The organism is Vibrio sp. GJ43-1, assembly GCF_055808835.1.
In genome coordinates, this window is record NZ_CM147884.1 from 3426599 (window position 1) to 3443217 (window position 16619).

27 protein-coding genes and 5 pseudogenes are annotated in these 16619 nt (G+C 45.3%); 3 read left to right on the forward strand and 29 right to left on the reverse strand.

The window, feature by feature from the left end:
- Window positions 1-74: 74 nt before the first annotated feature.
- Window positions 75-527 (forward strand): GNAT family N-acetyltransferase, encoded by a 453-nt coding sequence (locus AC0L66_RS16270; protein WP_473567935.1) that lies wholly within the window; start codon window positions 75-77, stop codon window positions 525-527.
- 16 nt (window positions 528-543) lie between these two features.
- Here the strand turns inward: AC0L66_RS16270 and AC0L66_RS16275 are convergent, their stop codons facing one another.
- Window positions 544-1140, reverse strand: coding sequence for an OapA family protein (locus tag AC0L66_RS16275; RefSeq protein WP_473567937.1), 597 nt, complete (start codon window positions 1138-1140; stop codon window positions 544-546).
- Window positions 1141-1352: 212 nt separating this feature from the next.
- Here AC0L66_RS16275 and AC0L66_RS16280 point away from each other — a divergent pair, with 212 nt between their 5' ends.
- On the forward strand, window positions 1353-1976 hold the full coding sequence (locus AC0L66_RS16280; RefSeq protein ID WP_265677375.1) for an FKBP-type peptidyl-prolyl cis-trans isomerase: 624 nt from the start codon (window positions 1353-1355) through the stop codon (window positions 1974-1976).
- 91 nt (window positions 1977-2067) lie between these two features.
- Window positions 2068-2538: a DUF2780 domain-containing protein gene (locus AC0L66_RS16285; RefSeq protein WP_473567939.1), complete on the forward strand. Its 471-nt coding sequence runs from the start codon at window positions 2068-2070 to the stop codon at window positions 2536-2538.
- 118 nt (window positions 2539-2656) lie between these two features.
- On the opposite strand, the gene rplQ is transcribed toward AC0L66_RS16285, so the two are convergent.
- From rplQ to rpsJ, 28 genes and pseudogenes are all read right to left on the reverse strand, one after another.
- Complete coding sequence (gene rplQ / locus AC0L66_RS16290) at window positions 2657-3043, reverse strand: 50S ribosomal protein L17 (RefSeq protein ID WP_031493230.1); 387 nt, start codon at window positions 3041-3043, stop codon at window positions 2657-2659.
- 26 nt (window positions 3044-3069) lie between these two features.
- Window positions 3070-4063 (reverse strand): annotated as a pseudogene (locus AC0L66_RS16295) (DNA-directed RNA polymerase subunit alpha).
- 24 nt (window positions 4064-4087) lie between these two features.
- Window positions 4088-4708, reverse strand: coding sequence for a 30S ribosomal protein S4 (gene rpsD / locus AC0L66_RS16300; protein ID WP_265677369.1), 621 nt, complete (start codon window positions 4706-4708; stop codon window positions 4088-4090).
- 35 nt (window positions 4709-4743) lie between these two features.
- Window positions 4744-5133 carry a 30S ribosomal protein S11 gene (rpsK, locus tag AC0L66_RS16305; protein ID WP_001118870.1) on the reverse strand — a complete coding sequence of 130 codons (390 nt, stop codon included), beginning with the start codon at window positions 5131-5133 and terminating at the stop codon, window positions 4744-4746.
- A gap of 18 nt (window positions 5134-5151) precedes the next feature.
- On the reverse strand, window positions 5152-5508 hold the full coding sequence (rpsM, locus tag AC0L66_RS16310) for a 30S ribosomal protein S13 (protein WP_102471324.1): 357 nt from the start codon (window positions 5506-5508) through the stop codon (window positions 5152-5154).
- Between the two features lie 149 nt (window positions 5509-5657).
- Window positions 5658-5771, reverse strand: coding sequence for a 50S ribosomal protein L36 (gene rpmJ / locus AC0L66_RS16315; RefSeq protein WP_000868186.1), 114 nt, complete (start codon window positions 5769-5771; stop codon window positions 5658-5660).
- A gap of 27 nt (window positions 5772-5798) precedes the next feature.
- Window positions 5799-7134, reverse strand: a pseudogene (gene secY, locus AC0L66_RS16320) (preprotein translocase subunit SecY).
- A 20-nt stretch (window positions 7135-7154) separates the two neighbouring features.
- Window positions 7155-7590: pseudogene (rplO, locus tag AC0L66_RS16325) on the reverse strand (50S ribosomal protein L15).
- A gap of 5 nt (window positions 7591-7595) precedes the next feature.
- On the reverse strand, window positions 7596-7775 hold the full coding sequence (rpmD, locus tag AC0L66_RS16330; protein WP_102471327.1) for a 50S ribosomal protein L30: 180 nt from the start codon (window positions 7773-7775) through the stop codon (window positions 7596-7598).
- A gap of 5 nt (window positions 7776-7780) precedes the next feature.
- A pseudogene (gene rpsE, locus AC0L66_RS16335) lies at window positions 7781-8282 on the reverse strand (30S ribosomal protein S5).
- 14 nt (window positions 8283-8296) lie between these two features.
- Window positions 8297-8650: a 50S ribosomal protein L18 gene (gene rplR / locus AC0L66_RS16340; protein ID WP_250619389.1), complete on the reverse strand. Its 354-nt coding sequence runs from the start codon at window positions 8648-8650 to the stop codon at window positions 8297-8299.
- Window positions 8651-8659: 9 nt separating this feature from the next.
- Entirely contained in the window at window positions 8660-9193 is a 534-nt protein-coding gene (rplF, locus tag AC0L66_RS16345; RefSeq protein ID WP_265677365.1) for a 50S ribosomal protein L6, read from the reverse strand.
- 12 nt (window positions 9194-9205) lie between these two features.
- Window positions 9206-9598: a 30S ribosomal protein S8 gene (rpsH, locus tag AC0L66_RS16350; protein ID WP_265677364.1), complete on the reverse strand. Its 393-nt coding sequence runs from the start codon at window positions 9596-9598 to the stop codon at window positions 9206-9208.
- Between the two features lie 29 nt (window positions 9599-9627).
- Complete coding sequence (rpsN, locus tag AC0L66_RS16355) at window positions 9628-9933, reverse strand: 30S ribosomal protein S14 (RefSeq protein ID WP_265677363.1); 306 nt, start codon at window positions 9931-9933, stop codon at window positions 9628-9630.
- 17 nt (window positions 9934-9950) lie between these two features.
- Entirely contained in the window at window positions 9951-10490 is a 540-nt protein-coding gene (rplE, locus tag AC0L66_RS16360) for a 50S ribosomal protein L5 (protein ID WP_250619391.1), read from the reverse strand.
- A 24-nt stretch (window positions 10491-10514) separates the two neighbouring features.
- A pseudogene (gene rplX / locus AC0L66_RS16365) lies at window positions 10515-10833 on the reverse strand (50S ribosomal protein L24).
- 11 nt (window positions 10834-10844) lie between these two features.
- Window positions 10845-11216: a 50S ribosomal protein L14 gene (gene rplN / locus AC0L66_RS16370; protein WP_017036074.1), complete on the reverse strand. Its 372-nt coding sequence runs from the start codon at window positions 11214-11216 to the stop codon at window positions 10845-10847.
- 160 nt (window positions 11217-11376) lie between these two features.
- Window positions 11377-11631, reverse strand: a complete 255-nt coding sequence (rpsQ, locus tag AC0L66_RS16375; protein ID WP_265677362.1) for a 30S ribosomal protein S17 — start codon at window positions 11629-11631, stop codon at window positions 11377-11379.
- Entirely contained in the window at window positions 11631-11822 is a 192-nt protein-coding gene (rpmC, locus tag AC0L66_RS16380; protein WP_102471336.1) for a 50S ribosomal protein L29, read from the reverse strand. Before rpmC ends, rpsQ begins: the two co-directional genes overlap by 1 nt.
- The gene (gene rplP / locus AC0L66_RS16385) at window positions 11822-12232 is read right to left on the reverse strand and encodes a 50S ribosomal protein L16 (protein WP_265677360.1); all 411 of its coding nucleotides are present in this window, start codon (window positions 12230-12232) and stop codon (window positions 11822-11824) included. The genes rpmC and rplP overlap by 1 nt, the downstream gene beginning before the upstream one ends.
- Window positions 12233-12243: 11 nt before the next feature.
- Window positions 12244-12942 (reverse strand): 30S ribosomal protein S3, encoded by a 699-nt coding sequence (rpsC, locus tag AC0L66_RS16390; protein ID WP_265677359.1) that lies wholly within the window; start codon window positions 12940-12942, stop codon window positions 12244-12246.
- Window positions 12943-12959: 17 nt separating this feature from the next.
- Window positions 12960-13292, reverse strand: coding sequence for a 50S ribosomal protein L22 (gene rplV, locus AC0L66_RS16395; RefSeq protein WP_102471339.1), 333 nt, complete (start codon window positions 13290-13292; stop codon window positions 12960-12962).
- A 9-nt stretch (window positions 13293-13301) separates the two neighbouring features.
- Complete coding sequence (rpsS, locus tag AC0L66_RS16400; RefSeq protein ID WP_102471340.1) at window positions 13302-13580, reverse strand: 30S ribosomal protein S19; 279 nt, start codon at window positions 13578-13580, stop codon at window positions 13302-13304.
- Window positions 13581-13599: 19 nt separating this feature from the next.
- Window positions 13600-14424, reverse strand: a complete 825-nt coding sequence (rplB, locus tag AC0L66_RS16405) for a 50S ribosomal protein L2 (protein WP_102471341.1) — start codon at window positions 14422-14424, stop codon at window positions 13600-13602.
- 15 nt (window positions 14425-14439) lie between these two features.
- Window positions 14440-14742 carry a 50S ribosomal protein L23 gene (gene rplW, locus AC0L66_RS16410; RefSeq protein WP_031495626.1) on the reverse strand — a complete coding sequence of 101 codons (303 nt, stop codon included), beginning with the start codon at window positions 14740-14742 and terminating at the stop codon, window positions 14440-14442.
- On the reverse strand, window positions 14739-15341 hold the full coding sequence (gene rplD / locus AC0L66_RS16415; protein WP_265677358.1) for a 50S ribosomal protein L4: 603 nt from the start codon (window positions 15339-15341) through the stop codon (window positions 14739-14741). The genes rplW and rplD overlap by 4 nt, the downstream gene beginning before the upstream one ends.
- Before the next feature lie 16 nt (window positions 15342-15357).
- Complete coding sequence (gene rplC, locus AC0L66_RS16420; protein WP_265677357.1) at window positions 15358-15987, reverse strand: 50S ribosomal protein L3; 630 nt, start codon at window positions 15985-15987, stop codon at window positions 15358-15360.
- 14 nt (window positions 15988-16001) lie between these two features.
- Complete coding sequence (gene rpsJ, locus AC0L66_RS16425) at window positions 16002-16313, reverse strand: 30S ribosomal protein S10 (RefSeq protein ID WP_473567943.1); 312 nt, start codon at window positions 16311-16313, stop codon at window positions 16002-16004.
- Window positions 16314-16619 lie beyond the last annotated feature (306 nt).

A 16619-nucleotide genomic window follows, 5' to 3' on the forward strand; every position in this document is an offset into this window, starting at 1 on the left:
AGCCACGCTGATGCGTGGCTTTTTTATTTTATCCGGTTTACTCTACATGCTGATCTGGTATAGGTGATAGATGAATGCTGACTTGGAAAACAAAGACATTTAATGAATTAAGCACACTTGAGTTGTATCAACTATTAAAATTGCGAGTTGATGTGTTTGTTGTCGAACAAACTTGTCCCTACCCAGAGCTCGATGATAAAGATCACCAAGAAGGCGTGCACCAATTGCTTGGCTACGATGAGGATGAACTTGTCGCCTGCGCAAGACTGCTACCTCAAGGGGCCAGCTACCATAATGTGAGCATTGGGCGAGTTGCGACCAAAGAAAGCCATCGCGGAAATGGATTGGGTCACATTCTAATTGACCATGCAATCCAAGAATGTCACCGCTTATGGCCCGATGAAAATATCATGATCGGTGCTCAATATCATCTCCAAGCCTACTATGGAAAACACGGCTTTTTAGCTTGTTCAGAGCAATATTTAGAAGACGATATCCCACATATCGACATGAGACTGACGCGATAGCGTCAGCCTAATTTTACTACTTACTGCGTCCAAAACCGCCATCAGATAGGCGAAAGAACATCACCGATTGCTCACCTTTTTCGATCTGCAAGATATCTAGCTGCCCCTCTTGGCTGTACTTGAAGCGAATAAGCTGCCCTTGTTTAATTCGGCTTAGCGGTTTGTCGCTACCTTCAACACGAGCCAGAGAGTTCAGATCTGCCATCGGCAATTGGTTTTTACGAAAAACTTGCGCAAGCGTATCGCCTTTCTTCACCGTATATTCATGCCATTGTGTCTCAACCGTCTCTTCTGATTGGACAGCGCCGCTTTGTTCACTCAATGACTGAGTGTTGACACTGACCGTTACACGCTGATTAGTAGGACTTGGCTGCGTCACATCGCTATCACTTGAAGGCCAAAGTAATAGTACAATCACAACAGGGGCTATAACGCTCAATAAACGACGATGCAACCGAGGTAAGCCCAACCAAAACGTACTGGTCTTTTCTTTAAGCACTAAACTCTGGGCTATAATCGTTGTTTTGATTTTTGAAAAGTCTATGTTTGCCCATAAGGCCTTAACCGACTGTAAGGGATCGCTTTTCTGCTTTTTCCTTTGACGACGATTCATTCCTATCCGTCTCCTGCTACACAACGGCTCCAGTTTAAGAAAACCCACGATCAGAGTATAGAAAAATCGTAGGAAAACCTATTTATAGCAGCCTAATGTCACAAGTTTTACAACTTCCTCAAATTAAATAGTAAAACTTCTTAAGACCATTCCGGTTTTATTTAAGAACTGGTATCCTTTCGGCTTCATTCGATAAGTAAAGAGAGACCGTCATGTCTGACGTGAAATTAGAAACTGTAGAACAAAAAGCAAGCTACGGTATTGGTCTACAAATGGGCCAACAACTTGCAGGAAGCGGCCTAGAAGGTCTTAACGTTGATGCTATCGCTAAAGGTATCGCAACAGCACTTACTGGTGATATGCCTGAAATCGAAGTTGACGAGATCAACAACGCATTACAAGACCTACACACACGTGCAGAATCTGTACGTCAAGAAGCGGCTAAAGCAGCGGCTGCAGACGGTGAAGTATTCCTAGCGGACAACGCACTTCGCCCAGAAGTAACGGTTCTAGAATCTGGTCTACAGTACGAAATCATCACTGAAGGTACGGGTGAAATTCCAACTTCAGACAACACTGTACGTGTTCACTACCACGGTGAGCTAACTGACGGAACTGTTTTTGACAGCTCTGTATCACGTGGCCAACCAGCAGAGTTCCCTGTAACTGGCGTAATTAAAGGTTGGGTTGAAGCACTTCAACTAATGCCTGTTGGTTCTAAGTGGAAGCTTTGTATCCCACAAGATCTTGCATACGGTGAACGCGGCGCTGGCGCAGCAATCCCACCATTTGCAGCTCTTGTTTTTGAAGTAGAGCTTCTAGAAATTCTAGGCTAATCTTCAATAAGCAATAAAGAAATAAAGCAGTGACTCGTCACTGCTTTTTTTCGTCTAAACTTACGATCAAATGCAATAAACGGATCGTATTATGAATAAAGCTCTTCCCTTCGTATTATCACTTTCACTTCTAGCCTTGCCAACCATGGCCGAATTCGACTTACCCGAAATTGACTCAAGCTCCGCAAATAGTCTGCTTAGCAGTGCGAGTTCATTGAGCCAATTTCAAGACTCAACGGTCGTAAATGACCTAACCAATAACTTATCAGTATCTCCCGAGCAAGCCTCTGCTGGCGCAGGCGCATTACTCTCTTTGGCTCAAAGCAAATTGGGAAGTAATGGGGTATCTGAGCTCAACTCACTCATTCCGGGGCTATCATCTTTAGATAGTAGTGGCTTGCTAAAATCGGTGGAAAGTATGGAGGGTGTGAAAAGTGCGTTCTCGGCGGTCGGACTTGATCCTAGTATGATTTCTCAATTCGCACCTGTCGTTTTGGAATACTTAGGGGCACAAGGTGCGAGCTCAGAACTTGTAAGTTCATTAACCAGTCTCTGGCAATAATTGATGACTATAAACTAAGGACTGCGCCTCTCGTTCGTTCGCAACAAGTTCATCAAAATACAGATACAAAAAAGCCGAGCATAAATGCTCGGCTTTTCAGTTCTTACGAACCTACTGATTACTCAGCAGCAGCTTCTTCAGATGCTTCTGGGCGATCTACAAGCTCAATGTAAGCCATTGGAGCTTTATCACCAGCACGGAAGCCAGCTTTTAGGATACGAGTGTAACCGCCTTGACGGGCAGCAAAACGTGGACCTAGTTCGTTGAATAGTTTCGCAACTACTTCGTTATCACGAGTACGTGCAAATGCTAGACGACGGTTAGCAACACTGTCAGTCTTAGCTAGTGTAATCAAAGGCTCAACTACGCGACGTAGCTCTTTTGCTTTAGGCAATGTAGTCTTGATTACTTCATGACGTACAAGAGAGCTAGCCATATTGCTGAACATCGCTTTGCGATGACTGCTGTTGCGGTTGAGTTGACGACCACTCTTACGATGGCGCATGACCTAATCCTTCTAACTAGTATCGATTAATCTTCAGCGATAGACGCTGGTGGCCAGTTTTCTAGGCGCATGCCCAGAGAAAGACCACGTGATGCAAGTACGTCTTTAATCTCAGTAAGAGATTTTTTACCAAGGTTAGGCGTTTTAAGTAGCTCAACCTCAGTACGCTGTACAAGATCACCGATGTAGTGAATCGCTTCTGCTTTCAGACAGTTAGCAGAGCGAACTGTTAGTTCAAGATCGTCTACAGGACGCAGTAGAATAGGATCGAACTCCGGCTTCTCTTCTTTCTCCTCAGGAACACGTACATCACGAAGATCTACGAATGCATCCAATTGCTCAGCTAGAATAGTAGCTGCACGACGGATAGCTTCCTCAGGTTCAAGAGTACCGTTCGTTTCCATGTCGATGACAAGCTTGTCTAAGTCAGTACGTTGTTCTACACGAGCTGCTTCAACAGCATAGGCGATTTTATCGACTGGGCTGTATGTAGCATCTACTAGTAGACGACCGATTGGACGCTCATCTTCTTCAGTATGGATACGAGCTGAAGCTGGAACGTAACCACGACCACGTTCAACTTTGATACGCATAGCGATCTCAGCGTTGTCATCCGTTAGGTGACAAATAACGTGTTCTGGGTTAGCGATCTCTACATCACCATCATGGGTGATGTCACCTGCAACAACAGGGCCTGAGCCTGATTTATTCAGCGTAATGAATACTTCATCTTTGCCTTCGGCAACGCGAACAGCCAGACCTTTCAAGTTAAGCAATATCTCAAGGATATCTTCTTGAACGCCTTCTTTAGTGCTGTACTCGTGCAGAACGCCTTCTATTTCAACTTCTGTTACAGCACAACCTGGCATAGAAGATAGTAGAATGCGACGAAGTGCATTACCTAGAGTGTGACCGAAACCACGCTCTAATGGCTCAAGAAGTTACTTTTGCGTGTGTCGTGCTGATCTGTTCAATATCAACAAGACGTGGCTTAAGAAATTCTGTTACAGAACCCTGCATTGTGTCCTCTCTTTTGTTTAAACCTTACTTAGAGTAAAGCTCGACGATCAAGTGTTCGTTAATGTCAGCAGATAGGTCAGAACGCTCAGGCATACGCTTGAATGTACCTTCCATCTTACCAGCATCTACTTCAATCCAAGTTGGTTTTTCACGTTGTTCAGCAACTTCTAGAGCAGCCTTAATACGAGCTTGCTGTTTAGCTTTCTCGCGGATAGTAACAACGTCGTTAGCCGAAACTTTGAAAGAAGGAACGTTTACAACTTTACCGTTAACTACGATAGCTTTGTGGCTAACTAGTTGACGTGCTTCTGCGCGAGTTGCGCCAAAGCCCATGCGGTAAACTACGTTGTCAAGACGACCTTCAAGAAGCTGAAGTAGGTTTTCACCCGTGTTGCCCTTAAGGCGAGCAGCTTCTTTGTAATAGTTACGGAATTGTTTTTCTAGAACGCCGTAGATACGACGAACTTTTTGCTTCTCACGAAGCTGAACGCCATATTCAGATAGACGACCGCGACGAGCGCCGTGTACACCTGGTGCGTTATCAATTTTACACTTGGTATCGATCGCACGTACACCAGACTTAAGGAATAAGTCAGTACCTTCGCGACGGCTAAGCTTCAGCTTAGGACCCAAATATCTTGCCATGATTCTTCTCCAATTATCCCAGAAACGTTATACGTTTATACGCGACGTTTCTTAGGTGGACGACAACCGTTATGAGGGATTGGTGTAGCATCAACAATGTTTGTGATGCGGAAACCAGCAGCGTTCAGTGCACGAACAGTAGATTCGCGACCTGGACCTGGACCCTTAACCATAACTTCCAAGTTCTTTAGACCGTATTCTTTCGCCATTTCAGCACAACGTTCAGCAGCAACCTGTGCAGCAAACGGAGTGGATTTACGAGAGCCACGGAAACCTGAACCACCTGCAGTAGCCCAAGCAAGAGCGTTACCTTGACGGTCAGTAATGGTTACGATTGTATTATTGAAAGAAGCATGAATGTGCGCTACGCCATCAGCAACTTGCTTGCGTACGCGCTTACGAGCGCGTGTTGGTTGTTTAGCCATTGTACTCTACCTTCCCGACTATTTCTTGATCGGCTTACGCGGACCCTTGCGGGTGCGAGCGTTGGTTTTAGTACGCTGTCCACGTAGTGGTAGACTGCGACGATGACGAAGACCACGGTAACAGCCAAGGTCCATAAGACGCTTGATGTTCATTGATACTTCACGACGTAGATCACCTTCTACAGTGTATTTTGCAACACCATCACGCAGTTGATCGATCTGTTCTTCATTTAGTTCACTGATCTTAACATCTTCAGCAATACCTACTTCAGCTAGAATAGCTTGAGAGCGAGTCTTACCGATGCCGTAAATCGCAGTTAAGGCGATTACAGCATGTTTTTGATCAGGAATGTTAATGCCTGCTATACGGGCCATTATTCACTCCATAGTGTTTCGTAAAAGAATTATCCGCAACAAAGCCCGTCTAGGATACGTTGCGGGATACTACTTCTTTTGCACGCAAAAGGTAGGTCGAGGAATATACTCGACCATACCTCATATTTCAAGTAAAAATTTCTGCTTAATTAGCCTTGGCGCTGTTTATGCTTTGGCTCACTGCAGATCACTCGCACAACACCGTTGCGCTTAATGACTTTACAGTTACGGCAGATTTTTTTAACGGAAGCACGAACTTTCATTGCTAAACTCCGTAAATGAAATCTGAATTAACGGCCTGAGCCCTTCAGATTTGCTTTTTTCAACACAGAATCATACTGTTGAGACATCAGATGAGTCTGTACCTGTGCCATGAAATCCATGATAACTACCACTACGATGAGTAGTGATGTGCCGCCGAAATAGAAACGTACGTTCCAAGCGACCATCATGAACTCGGGAATCAGACATATAAAGGTAATGTATAGCGCACCCGCTAGGGTTAATCTAGTCATTACTTTATCGATATACTTCGCTGTCTGCTCTCCTGGGCGGATACCGGGTACGAATGCACCAGACTTCTTCAAATTGTCTGCTGTTTCTCTTGGGTTGAAAACCAACGCCGTATAGAAGAAACAGAAGAAAATTATCGCTGCAGCATAAAGCATTACATACAATGGTTGACCAGGGCTAAGAGCCAAAGACACATCAGTTAACCAACCGAATGCGCTGCTCTCACCATTTTGACCAAACCACTGAGCCAATGTTCCTGGGAACAAGATAATACTTGATGCAAAGATTGCCGGGATTACACCTGCCATGTTGATTTTCAACGGCAAGTGAGTACTTTGAGCTGCAAAAACCTTACGGCCTTGCTGTCTCTTCGCATAGTTAACGACGATTCGACGTTGACCACGCTCCATAAACACTACAAAGTAAATAACGGCAAACGCTAATACAGCAATAAACAACAAAAGAAGAACGTGCAGTTCACCTTGACGCGCTTGCTCGATTGTTTGACCGATTGCCGAAGGCAATCCAGCAACAATACCTGCAAAGATGAGAATAGAAATACCATTCCCGATTCCACGCTCTGTAATTTGTTCACCTAACCACATTAAGAACATGGTATCAGGTTACTAAACTTACGGTCGCAATCAGCGTAAACATGGTTTGGTTGATAACAACCAGATTATTGACCATGTTTGGAAGGCCAGTTGCAATACCTATTGCCTGGAATGTTGCAAGTACAAGCGTACCATAACGCGTATATTGGCTAATCTTACGACGCCCTGCCTCACCCTCTTTTTTGAGTTCGGCTAACGCTGGATGAACTACAGTTAGCAACTGGACAACAATAGAAGCCGAAATATACGGCATGATGCCCAGTGCTAAAATAGATGCACGCTCTAGAGCACCACCGGAGAACATGTTAAACATTTCTACGATGGTACCTTTTTGCTGTTCGAACAAATCGGCAAGTACAGCCGCGTCAATACCAGGAATCGGCACAAAAGAGCCAGCACGAAACACGAGTAACGCACCAAGTACGAATAAAAGGCGCGACTTGAGCTCGTTTAAGCCACTTTTTGCACTGTTAAAATCTTGTCCTGGTTTCTTAGCCATCTGTACCTCATCCCTCGAGATTATTCCTCGATTTTACCGCCTGCAGCTTCGATTGCAGCTTTAGCACCTTTTGTCACGCGTAGACCTTTAACAGTCACAGCTTTCGTTAGTTCACCTGAAAGAACAACTTTTACAAATTCGATGTTCTTAGTGATAACGTTAGCCGCTTTAAGACTGTTTAGATCAACAACATCACCTGTTACTTTCGCTAGCTCAGCTAGACGAACTTCAGCAGACACTAGGCTCTTACGAGAAGTGAAACCGAATTTAGGTAGACGCTGTTTCAAAGGCATTTGACCGCCTTCAAAGCCTGGACGAACACTGCCGCCAGAGCGTGATTTTTGGCCTTTATGACCACGACCTGCTGTTTTACCAAGGCCAGAACCGATACCACGGCCTACGCGCTTCTTAGAAGGCTTAGAACCCGCAGCGCGGTGATAGAGTATTCAAACGCATTCTGATTACTCCTCAACTTTAACCATGTAGTAAACCTTGTTGATCATACCGCGTACACACGGAGTATCTTCAAGCTCTACTGTATGGTTGATTTTACGAAGGCCTAAACCTTTAAGACACGCTTTGTGCTTAGGTAGACGACCGATTGAACTCTTAGTTTGAGTCACTTTAATAGTATTAGCCATGGTTCTTACTCCGAAATCGATTCAACAGTTAGACCACGCTTAGCAGCTACCATTTCTGGTGACTTAACGTCTACTAGACCAGCAATCGTTGCGCGAACAACGTTGATTGGGTTAGTTGAACCGTAAGCTTTCGCTAATACGTTGTGAACACCTACAACTTCAAGTACTGCACGCATCGCACCGCTGCACGATGATACCAGTACCTTCTGCAGCTGGCTGCATGTAGATCTTAGAGCCCGAATGACGACCTTTCACCGCGTGGTGAAGAGTGCCTTCGTTAAGCGAAATCGTAACCATGTTACGACGTGCTTTTTCCATTGCTTTTTGAATCGCAGCAGGTACTTCACGGGCTTTACCGTAACCGAAACCTACACGACCATTACCGTCACCAACTACTGTTAGTGCAGTGAAGCTCATGATTCGACCACCCTTAACCGTCTTAGAAACACGGTTAACAGCGATTAGCTTTTCTTGCAAATCACTAGCTTGTTGTTGTTCTTTTGCCATCGTCCAACCCTACCTTAGAATTTCAGACCAGCTTCGCGAGCAGATTCTGCTAGCGCCGCTACTCGACCGTGGTATTGGAAACCAGAGCGATCGAATGCAACTGTAGAAACGCCTTTTTCAAGAGCGCGTTCTGCAATTGCTTTACCAATTGCTTGAGCTGCTTCGATGTTACCAGTGTTCTTAACTTGCTCACGGATCGCTTTTTCTACAGTAGAAGCGGAAGCGATGACCTCAGAGCCGTTTGATGCGATAACCTGAGCGTACACATGACGCGGAGTACGGTGTACAACTAGGCGAGTTGCACCCAGTTCTGCAATCTTACGACGCGCACGTGTAGCACGACGGATGCGAGATGCTTTCTTATCCATAGTGTTACCTTACTTTTTCTTAGCTTCTTTGGTACGCACATTTTCATCTGCGTAACGAACACCTTTACCTTTATAAGGCTCAGGCTCACGGTAAGAACGAATGTCAGCTGCAACTTGACCTACTAATTGCTTATCGCAACCAGTAATGATGATCTCAGTTTGGCTTGGACACTCGGCTTTAATACCCGCTGGCAACTCGTGCTCAACTGGGTGAGAGAAACCTAGAGTTAGGCCTACAGCGTTGCCTTTAATAGCAGCACGGTAACCAACACCCTTAAGAGTCAGTTTCTTAGTAAAGCCTTCGGTAACACCAACAACCATGTTGTTAACTAGTGCACGAGCAGTACCTGCTTGTGCCCAAGCGTTAGCAACGCCTTCTTTCGGTCCGAAAGTTAGGTTGTTCTCTTCCTGTGCAACAACTACTGCGCTGTTAAGAACGCGAGTAAGTTCACCTTTGCTACCTTTTACAGTAACTTCTTGGCCGTTTAGTTTCACCTCTACGCCAGCTGGAATAGCGACAGGTGCTTTAGCAACACGAGACATAGTCTACTCCTATTAAGCTACGTAACAGATGATTTCACCGCCAAGGCATGCTTTACGAGCAGCACGGTCTGACATCAGACCCTTGGAAGTAGATACGACAGCAATACCCAAACCACCCATTACAGATGGTAGCTCGTTGTTCTTCTTGTAAACACGAAGACCAGGACGAGATACACGTTTGATTTGCTCGATTACAGGTTTAGCTTGGAAGTACTTAAGTGTAACTTCTAGCTCAGGTTTTGTTTCGCCTTCAACAGCGAAATCTGTAATATAACCTTCAGCTTTCAGCAAAGCAGCAATTGCAACTTTAAGCTTTGAAGAAGGCATTTTAACAGCAACTTTATTTGCTGCCTGACCGTTACGAATACGGGTCAGCATATCCGAAATCGGATCTTGCATGCTCATATGATTTACTCCAAATGATTAAGTGGCAATTACCAGCTAGCCTTACGAAGTCCAGGAATCTCGCCTTTCATGCAAGCTTCACGAACTTTAATACGGCTGAGACCGAACTTACGTAGGAAACCGTGTGGACGACCAGTTTGGTTGCAACGGTTGCGCTGACGTGATGCACTTGAATCACGTGGAAGAGATTGCAGTTTAAGAACCGCATTCCAACGATCTTCTTCTGATGCGTTAACATCGCTAATGATAGCTTTTAGCGCAGAACGCTTTTCTGCGAACTTAGCTACTAGCTTCGCGCGTTTTACTTCGCGCGCTTTCATTGATTGTTTAGCCATAACAGTAACCCTTCACCTTACTTACGGAATGGGAAGTTAAAGGCAGCCAGCAGAGCTCGGCCTTCCTCATCGTTTGCAGCAGACGTCGTAATAGTGATGTCTAGGCCACGAACACGGTCTACTTTATCGTAGTCGATTTCCGGGAAGATGATTTGCTCGCGAACGCCCATGCTGTAGTTACCGCGTCCGTCAAAAGACTTAGCGCTAACGCCACGGAAGTCACGTACACGTGGAAGTGCGATAGAGATTAAACGCTCTAAAAATTCCCACATACGTTCGCCACGCAAGGTTACTTTACAACCAATTGGGTAGCCTTCACGAATTTTGAAACCTGCAACAGATTTACGCGCTTTAGTGATAAGAGGCTTTTGACCAGAGATCGTTGCCATATCAGCTGCTGCGTTTTCTAGCAGTTTCTTATCGTTGATTGCTTCACCAACGCCCATGTTTAGGGTGATTTTCTCAATCCTAGGGACTTGCATGACGCTTGAGTAGCTGAACTCTTTGGTCAGTTCAGCAACTACAGACGACTTGTAGTAATCATGCAGTTTCGCCATAGTAGAACTCCAAATTACTTCTAATTAGTTAGAAACAGTTTCGCCGTTAGATTTGAAGAAACGAACTTTCTTGCCATCTTCGATACGGAAACCGATGCGGTCTGCTTTACCAGTAGCCGCGTTGAAAACTGCAACGTTAGAAGCATCAATAGCTGCTTCTTGTTCAACGATGCCACCTTGTTGACCTAGAGCCGGAACCGGCTTTTGGTGCTTCTTAACAAGGTTAATGCCTTCAACGATAACTTTACTAGGTCGCTAGAACCTTAGTTACTTTACCTTTCTTGCCTTTATCTTTACCAGCAAGAACGATTACTTCGTCGTTACGACGGATTTTAGCTGCCATGTTGCCGCTCCTTACAGAACTTCTGGTGCTAGTGAAACAATCTTCATGAATTTCGCATTACGAAGTTCACGAGTCACTGGACCAAAGATACGTGTGCCGACTGGTTGCTCAGTAGTGTCGTTCAACAATACACAAGCGTTGCGGTCGAAGCGAATGACAGAGCCATCTGGACGACGTACGCCTTTACGGGTGCGAACTACCACCGCCTTCAGGACATCACCTTTTTTTACTTTACCGCGAGGAATTGCTTCTTTCACAGTAACCTTGATGACATCACCGATGTGTGCATAACGGCGGTGAGAGCCACCCAGAACCTTAATACACATTACTCTACGAGCGCCGGAATTATCCGCAGCGTCGAGTGTACTTTGCATTTGGATCATGTTAGTGCTCCGCTAAATATTAAAAACTAGACCCTCTCGGGTCGGGCTGCCTCTTTAAAGGGATGCGAACTATACCACCCTTTTTTGAGATTGGGTAGACAAAAAATAAGCGGCCCCCAAATTAAATCGGAGCCGCTTGATTTTTAAGCAAAATTCTTAATTAAGATTTCGCTTTTTCTACGATGTTTACCAATGTCCAAGACTTCATCTTAGACAGTGGACGACATTCACGAACTTCAACAGTGTCGCCAATGCCACACTCGTTGTTTTCGTCATGTGCGTGTAGTTTAGTCGTACGCTTTACGAATTTACCGTAAATTGGGTGTTTAACCATGCGTTCGATTGCAACAACAATAGACTTATCAGCCTTGTTGCTAATTACACGACCTAGTTGGGTACGAATTTTGTCGCTCATTATGCGCCTGCCTTCTCAGTCAAAACAGTTTTCACACGTGCGATATCACGGCGTACAGCTTTAAGAGTATGAGTTTGCTGAAGTTGACCAGTTGCACCTTGCATGCGCAAGTTAAACTGTTCACGTAGCAAATTCAATAGCTCGGCGTTAAGCTCTTCAACGCTTTTTTCGCGTAGATCTTGTGCTTTCATCACATCACCTGCTTAGTTACAAATGTAGTTTTGAACGGCAGTTTGCGAGCCGCTAGGCGGAACGCTTCACGTGCCAACTCTTCAGGTACACCGTCCATTTCGTACATAACCTTTCCAGGTTGGATTTGGGCTACCCAGTACTCAACGTTACCTTTACCCTTACCCTGACGAACTTCAAGTGGCTTTTCTGTGATTGGCTTATCTGGGAACACACGGATCCAGATTTGACCTTGACGCTTCACGTGACGTGTCATTGCACGACGTGCCGCTTCGATTTGACGAGCAGTCAAACGACCACGGCCAACAGCTTTAAGACCGAATTCGCCGAAGCTTACATCAGTACCTTTAGCTAGACCACGGTTACGACCAGTCTGAACCTTACGGAACTTAGTACGTTTAGGTTGTAGCATCTGTCGACTCCTTACTTACGGCCTTTACGCTGCTTCTTAGGCTTATCGCCTTTTGGCTCTACTGCGTTAGCAGCTGGCATTCCGCCTAGAATCTCACCTTTGAAGATCCAAACTTTAATGCCGATCACACCGTATTGGGTGTGAGCCGAAGAAGTTGCGTAATCAATGTCAGCACGTAGAGTATGTAGAGGTACACGACCTTCACGATACCACTCAGAACGTGCAATTTCAGCGCCGCCTAGACGACCGCTTACTTCCACTTTGATACCTTTAGCGCCTAGACGCATAGCATTTTGAACCGCGCGCTTCATAGCACGACGGAACATAACACGACGCTCTAGTTGAGAGGCGATGCTATCAGCAACTAACTTGCCGTCTAGCTCAGGCTTACGTACTTCAGCGATGTTAATTTGCGCTGGTACACCTGCGATTTTAGCTACAGCTGTGCGTAGCTTCTCAACGTCTTCACCTTTCTTACCGATAACAACACCAGGACGAGCAGTGTGAATAGTCACACGGATGCTCTTCGCTGGACGCTCGATAACGATGCGTGATAGAGACGCTTTTGCTAGTTCCTTAGTAAGAAACTGACGTACCTTGAAGTCGCCGTCTAGGTTGTCAGCGAAATCTTTGGTATTAGCAAACCATGTAGCATTCCAAGGCTTAACGATGCCAAGACGAATACCATTTGGATGTACTTTCTGACCCATTGCTTATCTCCTAGCTTTTAGCGATCTGCTACAACAACAGTGATGTGGCTTGAACGCTTCAAGATACGGTCGGCACGGCCTTTAGCACGAGGCATAATACGCTTCATGATAGGGCCTTCATCTACGAAGATTTTAGCGACATTAAGATCGTCGATATCTGCACCTTCGTTATGTTCCGCATTCGCGATTGCTGATTCTAGAACTTTCTTGATCAATTCAGCAGCTTTTTTGTTGCTGAAAGTAAGTAGTTCTAGCGCTTGATCCACGTTTTTACCGCGGATTTGGTCTGCAACTAAGCGAGCTTTCTGTGGAGAAATACGAGCAAAGTTATGTTTAGCGATAGCTTCCATCATCTACTCCTATTTCTTCTTAGCTTTCTTATCTGCAGCATGGCCGCGATAAGTGCGAGTTGGTGCAAATTCACCCAGTTTGTGACCGATCATTTCTTCGGTAACGAAAACTGGTACGTGCTGACGACCATTATGGACAGCGATGGTCAAACCGATCATAGTAGGTATGATCATTGAGCGACGGGACCAAGTCTTAACAGGCTTTTTGTCTCCGCTTTCCACCGCTTTCTCTACCTTCTTCAGCAAGTGTAGGTCAATAAAAGGACCTTTCTTGAGAGAACGTGGCATGGCGATTCCTCTTTATAGATTATTTATTACGACGACGTACGATGTACTTGTCAGTGCGCTTGTTCTTACGAGTCTTAAAGCCTTTAGTAGGCTGACCCCAAGGAGATACTGGATGACGGCCACCAGAAGTACGACCTTCACCACCACCGTGTGGGTGGTCTACCGGGTTCATTACCACACCGCGAACGGTTGGACGAACACCGCGCCAGCGGCTAGCACCAGCTTTACCTAGTTCACGTAGCATGTGCTCTGCATTACCAACTTCACCGAGCGTAGCACGGCCTTCTGATAATACTTTGCGCATTTCACCTGAACGTAGGCGTAGAGTTACATATGCACCATCGCGAGCGATAAGTTGTGCGTATGCACCTGCAGAACGAGCAATTTGTGCACCTTTACCAGGCTTCAGCTCAACACAGTGAACTGTAGAACCTACAGGGATGTTACGCATCGGCAGAGTGTTACCTGCTTTGATTGGCGCATCAACACCTGACTGGATAGAGTCACCCGCTTGGATGCCCTTTGGTGCGATAATGTAGCGGCGCTCACCGTCTGCGTACAGAACTAGAGCAATGTTTGCGCTACGGTTTGGATCGTATTCTAGGCGCTCAACTTTCGCTGGGATGCCATCTTTAGTACGTTTGAAGTCAATCAAACGGTAGTGATGTTTGTGACCACCACCGATGTGACGTACTGTGATACGACCGTTGTTGTTACGACCACCGTTCTTAGAGTTTTTCTCTAGAAGTGGTGCGTATGGCTTACCCTTGTGCAGGTCAGTGTTAACAACTTTAACAACGTGACGACGACCAGGGGAAGTCGGCTTACATTTAACAATAGCCATTCTTAACTACTCCTGTTATTCCGCGCCGCCAACAAAGTCAAGGTCTTGACCTTCAGCCAAAGTAACATACGCTTTCTTAACGTCGCTGCGGCGACCTTGGCGTAGACCTTGGCGTTTAGTCTTACCCTTAAGAATAAGAGTATTTACAGACTTAACTTCAACTTCAAATAGCTTTTCAACAGCTGCTTTGATCTCTTTCTTCGTTGCATCTTTTGCTACTTTGAAAACGATAGTGTTCGCTTTCTCTGCAGCCATAGTTGCTTTCTCAGAAATGTGCGGAGCACGTAGAACTTTTAGGATACGCTCTTCAGTGATCATGCTAGCATCTCCTCAACTTGCTTAACTGCGTCAGCAGTCATTAGAACCTTGTTGAAGCCGATTAGACTTACTGGATCAATCGCAGCAACGTCACGAGCATCAACTTTGTAAAGGTTACGAGCAGCTAAGAATAGATTCTCATCTACTTCGCTAGTCACAATAAGAACGTCCGAAAGCTCAAGTTCATTAAGCTTAGCAATTAGCTCTTTTGTTTTTGGTGCTTCAACTGAGAAGTTGTCTACAACAACTAGACGCTCTTGACGAACAAGCTCAGAAAGAATGCTTTTCATAGCACCGCGGTACATTTTTTTGTTTACTTTTTGGCTGTGATCTTGTGGTTTCGCAGCAAAAGTAACACCACCTGTACGCCAGATTGGGCTACGAATTGTACCAGCACGCGCGCGGCCAGTACCTTTTTGACGCCATGGCTTAGCGCCACCGCCAGATACTTCAGAACGAGTCTTTTGAGCACGAGTACCTTGACGAGCACCTGCTGCATAAGCAACAACTACTTGGTGTACAAGAGCTTCGTTGAAGTCACGTCCGAAAGTAGTCTCGGAAACAGTTAGTGCATCAGCACCTTTAACCATCAATTCCATTACTTACTCCTAGACGTTATGCTTTAATAGCTGGTTTAACGATCACGTTGCCGCCTGTTGAGCCTGGTACTGCACCTTTAATAAGGAGCAAACCGCGCTCAGCGTCAACACGTACGATCTCTAGGTTTTGAGTCGTTACACGCTCAGCACCCATGTGACCTGCCATTTTCTTGCCTTTAAATACGCGACCTGGAGTTTGGCATTGACCAATTGAACCCGGTGCACGGTGAGACAAGGAGTTACCGTGAGTCATATCTTGAGTAGAGAAGTTCCAACGCTTAACAGCGCCTTGGAAGCCTTTACCTTTAGATGTACCAGTAACGTCTACTTTTTTAACGTCGTTGAATAGTTCTACATTTAGCTCAGCGCCAAGTTCAAACTCTTCGCCGTTTTCCAAACGGAATTCCCAAAGACCGCGACCTGCTTCAACACCTGCTTTCGCAAAGTGGCCAGCTTCTGGCTTAGAAACACGGCTAGCTTTCTTCTCACCTGCAGTGATTTGGATTGCTGCATAACCGTCAGTCTCAAGTGATTTAACTTGAGTTACACGGTTCGCTTCAACCTCAACAACTGTTACAGGGATAGAAACGCCTTCTTCGGTAAATACGCGGGTCATACCCACTTTACGTCCGACTAGACCAATCATTATTCTTATCTCCCTTAACCTAGGCTGATTTGAACATCAACGCCAGCAGCAAGATCAAGACGCATTAGAGCATCAACAGTTTTATCTGTTGGCTCAACGATGTCGATCAAACGCTTGTGAGTACGAATTTCGTACTGATCACGTGCATCTTTGTTGACGTGTGGAGAGGTAAGAACAGTGAAACGCTCTTTACGAGTAGGAAGTGGAATAGGACCACGAACCTGTGCGTAGGTACGCTTAGCTGTTTCAACGATTTCCGCAGTAGACTGATCGATTAGCTTGTAATCAAAAGCCTTTAGGCGGATACGAATACGTTGGTTCTGCATGAGACAGAGCTCCAAAATTAATTATTACACAAACAATATCGCCACTCATACTCGCTAAGGCGAGAGAATGTCGATTGATTTATGTGAAACCGTAGCACTCTAATTGAATGCATTGTCAGCTAATTTTCGATTAACCTAAATCTGTTTTAGTGTGTAAACGCTAAAACATAAGGGTTAATTGTATTAACTGCGAACATAAGCTGAGTCTACGTTACTAAACATCTACGTGAGTAGGCGTTTACTCCTCAGTGCTCATTGGTTCACAACTGGCTAGGCCAGAGCGCGCTATTATACAGAACAAGTTTG

Excerpts from the sequence above, each read along its gene's own strand:
- rpsD (WP_265677369.1), bottom strand. The coding sequence starts at position 4,708 with ATGGCAAGATATTTGGGTCCTAAGCTGAAGCTTAGCCGTCGCGAAGGT.
- rpmD (WP_102471327.1), bottom strand. The coding sequence starts at position 7,775 with ATGGCTAATACTATTAAAGTGACTCAAACTAAGAGTTCAATCGGTCGT.
- rpsS (WP_102471340.1), bottom strand. The coding sequence starts at position 13,580 with ATGCCACGTTCTCTCAAGAAAGGTCCTTTTATTGACCTACACTTGCTG.
- rplV (WP_102471339.1), bottom strand. The coding sequence starts at position 13,292 with ATGGAAGCTATCGCTAAACATAACTTTGCTCGTATTTCTCCACAGAAA.
- rplW (WP_031495626.1), bottom strand. The coding sequence starts at position 14,742 with ATGATCACTGAAGAGCGTATCCTAAAAGTTCTACGTGCTCCGCACATT.
- rplF (WP_265677365.1), bottom strand. The coding sequence starts at position 9,193 with ATGTCTCGTGTTGCTAAAGCACCTGTCGCTATTCCAGCTGGCGTAGAG.
- rplD (WP_265677358.1), bottom strand. The coding sequence starts at position 15,341 with ATGGAATTGATGGTTAAAGGTGCTGATGCACTAACTGTTTCCGAGACT.
- rpsQ (WP_265677362.1), bottom strand. The coding sequence starts at position 11,631 with ATGAGCGACAAAATTCGTACCCAACTAGGTCGTGTAATTAGCAACAAG.
- rplP (WP_265677360.1), bottom strand. The coding sequence starts at position 12,232 with ATGCTACAACCTAAACGTACTAAGTTCCGTAAGGTTCAGACTGGTCGT.
- AC0L66_RS16280 (WP_265677375.1), top strand. The coding sequence starts at position 1,353 with ATGTCTGACGTGAAATTAGAAACTGTAGAACAAAAAGCAAGCTACGGT.
- AC0L66_RS16275 (WP_473567937.1), bottom strand. The coding sequence starts at position 1,140 with ATGAATCGTCGTCAAAGGAAAAAGCAGAAAAGCGATCCCTTACAGTCG.
- rpmJ (WP_000868186.1), bottom strand. The coding sequence starts at position 5,771 with ATGAAAGTTCGTGCTTCCGTTAAAAAAATCTGCCGTAACTGTAAAGTC.
- rplC (WP_265677357.1), bottom strand. The coding sequence starts at position 15,987 with ATGATTGGTCTAGTCGGACGTAAAGTGGGTATGACCCGCGTATTTACC.
- AC0L66_RS16285 (WP_473567939.1), top strand. The coding sequence starts at position 2,068 with ATGAATAAAGCTCTTCCCTTCGTATTATCACTTTCACTTCTAGCCTTG.
- rpmC (WP_102471336.1), bottom strand. The coding sequence starts at position 11,822 with ATGAAAGCACAAGATCTACGCGAAAAAAGCGTTGAAGAGCTTAACGCC.
- rplQ (WP_031493230.1), bottom strand. The coding sequence starts at position 3,043 with ATGCGCCATCGTAAGAGTGGTCGTCAACTCAACCGCAACAGCAGTCAT.
- rpsK (WP_001118870.1), bottom strand. The coding sequence starts at position 5,133 with ATGGCTAAACAACCAACACGCGCTCGTAAGCGCGTACGCAAGCAAGTT.
- rpsH (WP_265677364.1), bottom strand. The coding sequence starts at position 9,598 with ATGAGCATGCAAGATCCGATTTCGGATATGCTGACCCGTATTCGTAAC.
- rpsN (WP_265677363.1), bottom strand. The coding sequence starts at position 9,933 with ATGGCTAAACAATCAATGAAAGCGCGCGAAGTAAAACGCGCGAAGCTA.
- AC0L66_RS16270 (WP_473567935.1), top strand. The coding sequence starts at position 75 with ATGCTGACTTGGAAAACAAAGACATTTAATGAATTAAGCACACTTGAG.
- rpsJ (WP_473567943.1), bottom strand. The coding sequence starts at position 16,313 with ATGCAGAACCAACGTATTCGTATCCGCCTAAAGGCTTTTGATTACAAG.
- rplE (WP_250619391.1), bottom strand. The coding sequence starts at position 10,490 with ATGGCGAAACTGCATGATTACTACAAGTCGTCTGTAGTTGCTGAACTG.
- rplR (WP_250619389.1), bottom strand. The coding sequence starts at position 8,650 with ATGGATAAGAAAGCATCTCGCATCCGTCGTGCTACACGTGCGCGTCGT.
- rpsC (WP_265677359.1), bottom strand. The coding sequence starts at position 12,942 with ATGGGTCAGAAAGTACATCCAAATGGTATTCGTCTTGGCATCGTTAAG.
- rplB (WP_102471341.1), bottom strand. The coding sequence starts at position 14,424 with ATGGCTATTGTTAAATGTAAGCCGACTTCCCCTGGTCGTCGTCACGTT.
- rplN (WP_017036074.1), bottom strand. The coding sequence starts at position 11,216 with ATGATCCAAATGCAAAGTACACTCGACGCTGCGGATAATTCCGGCGCT.
- rpsM (WP_102471324.1), bottom strand. The coding sequence starts at position 5,508 with ATGGCCCGTATAGCAGGCATTAACATTCCTGATCAAAAACATGCTGTA.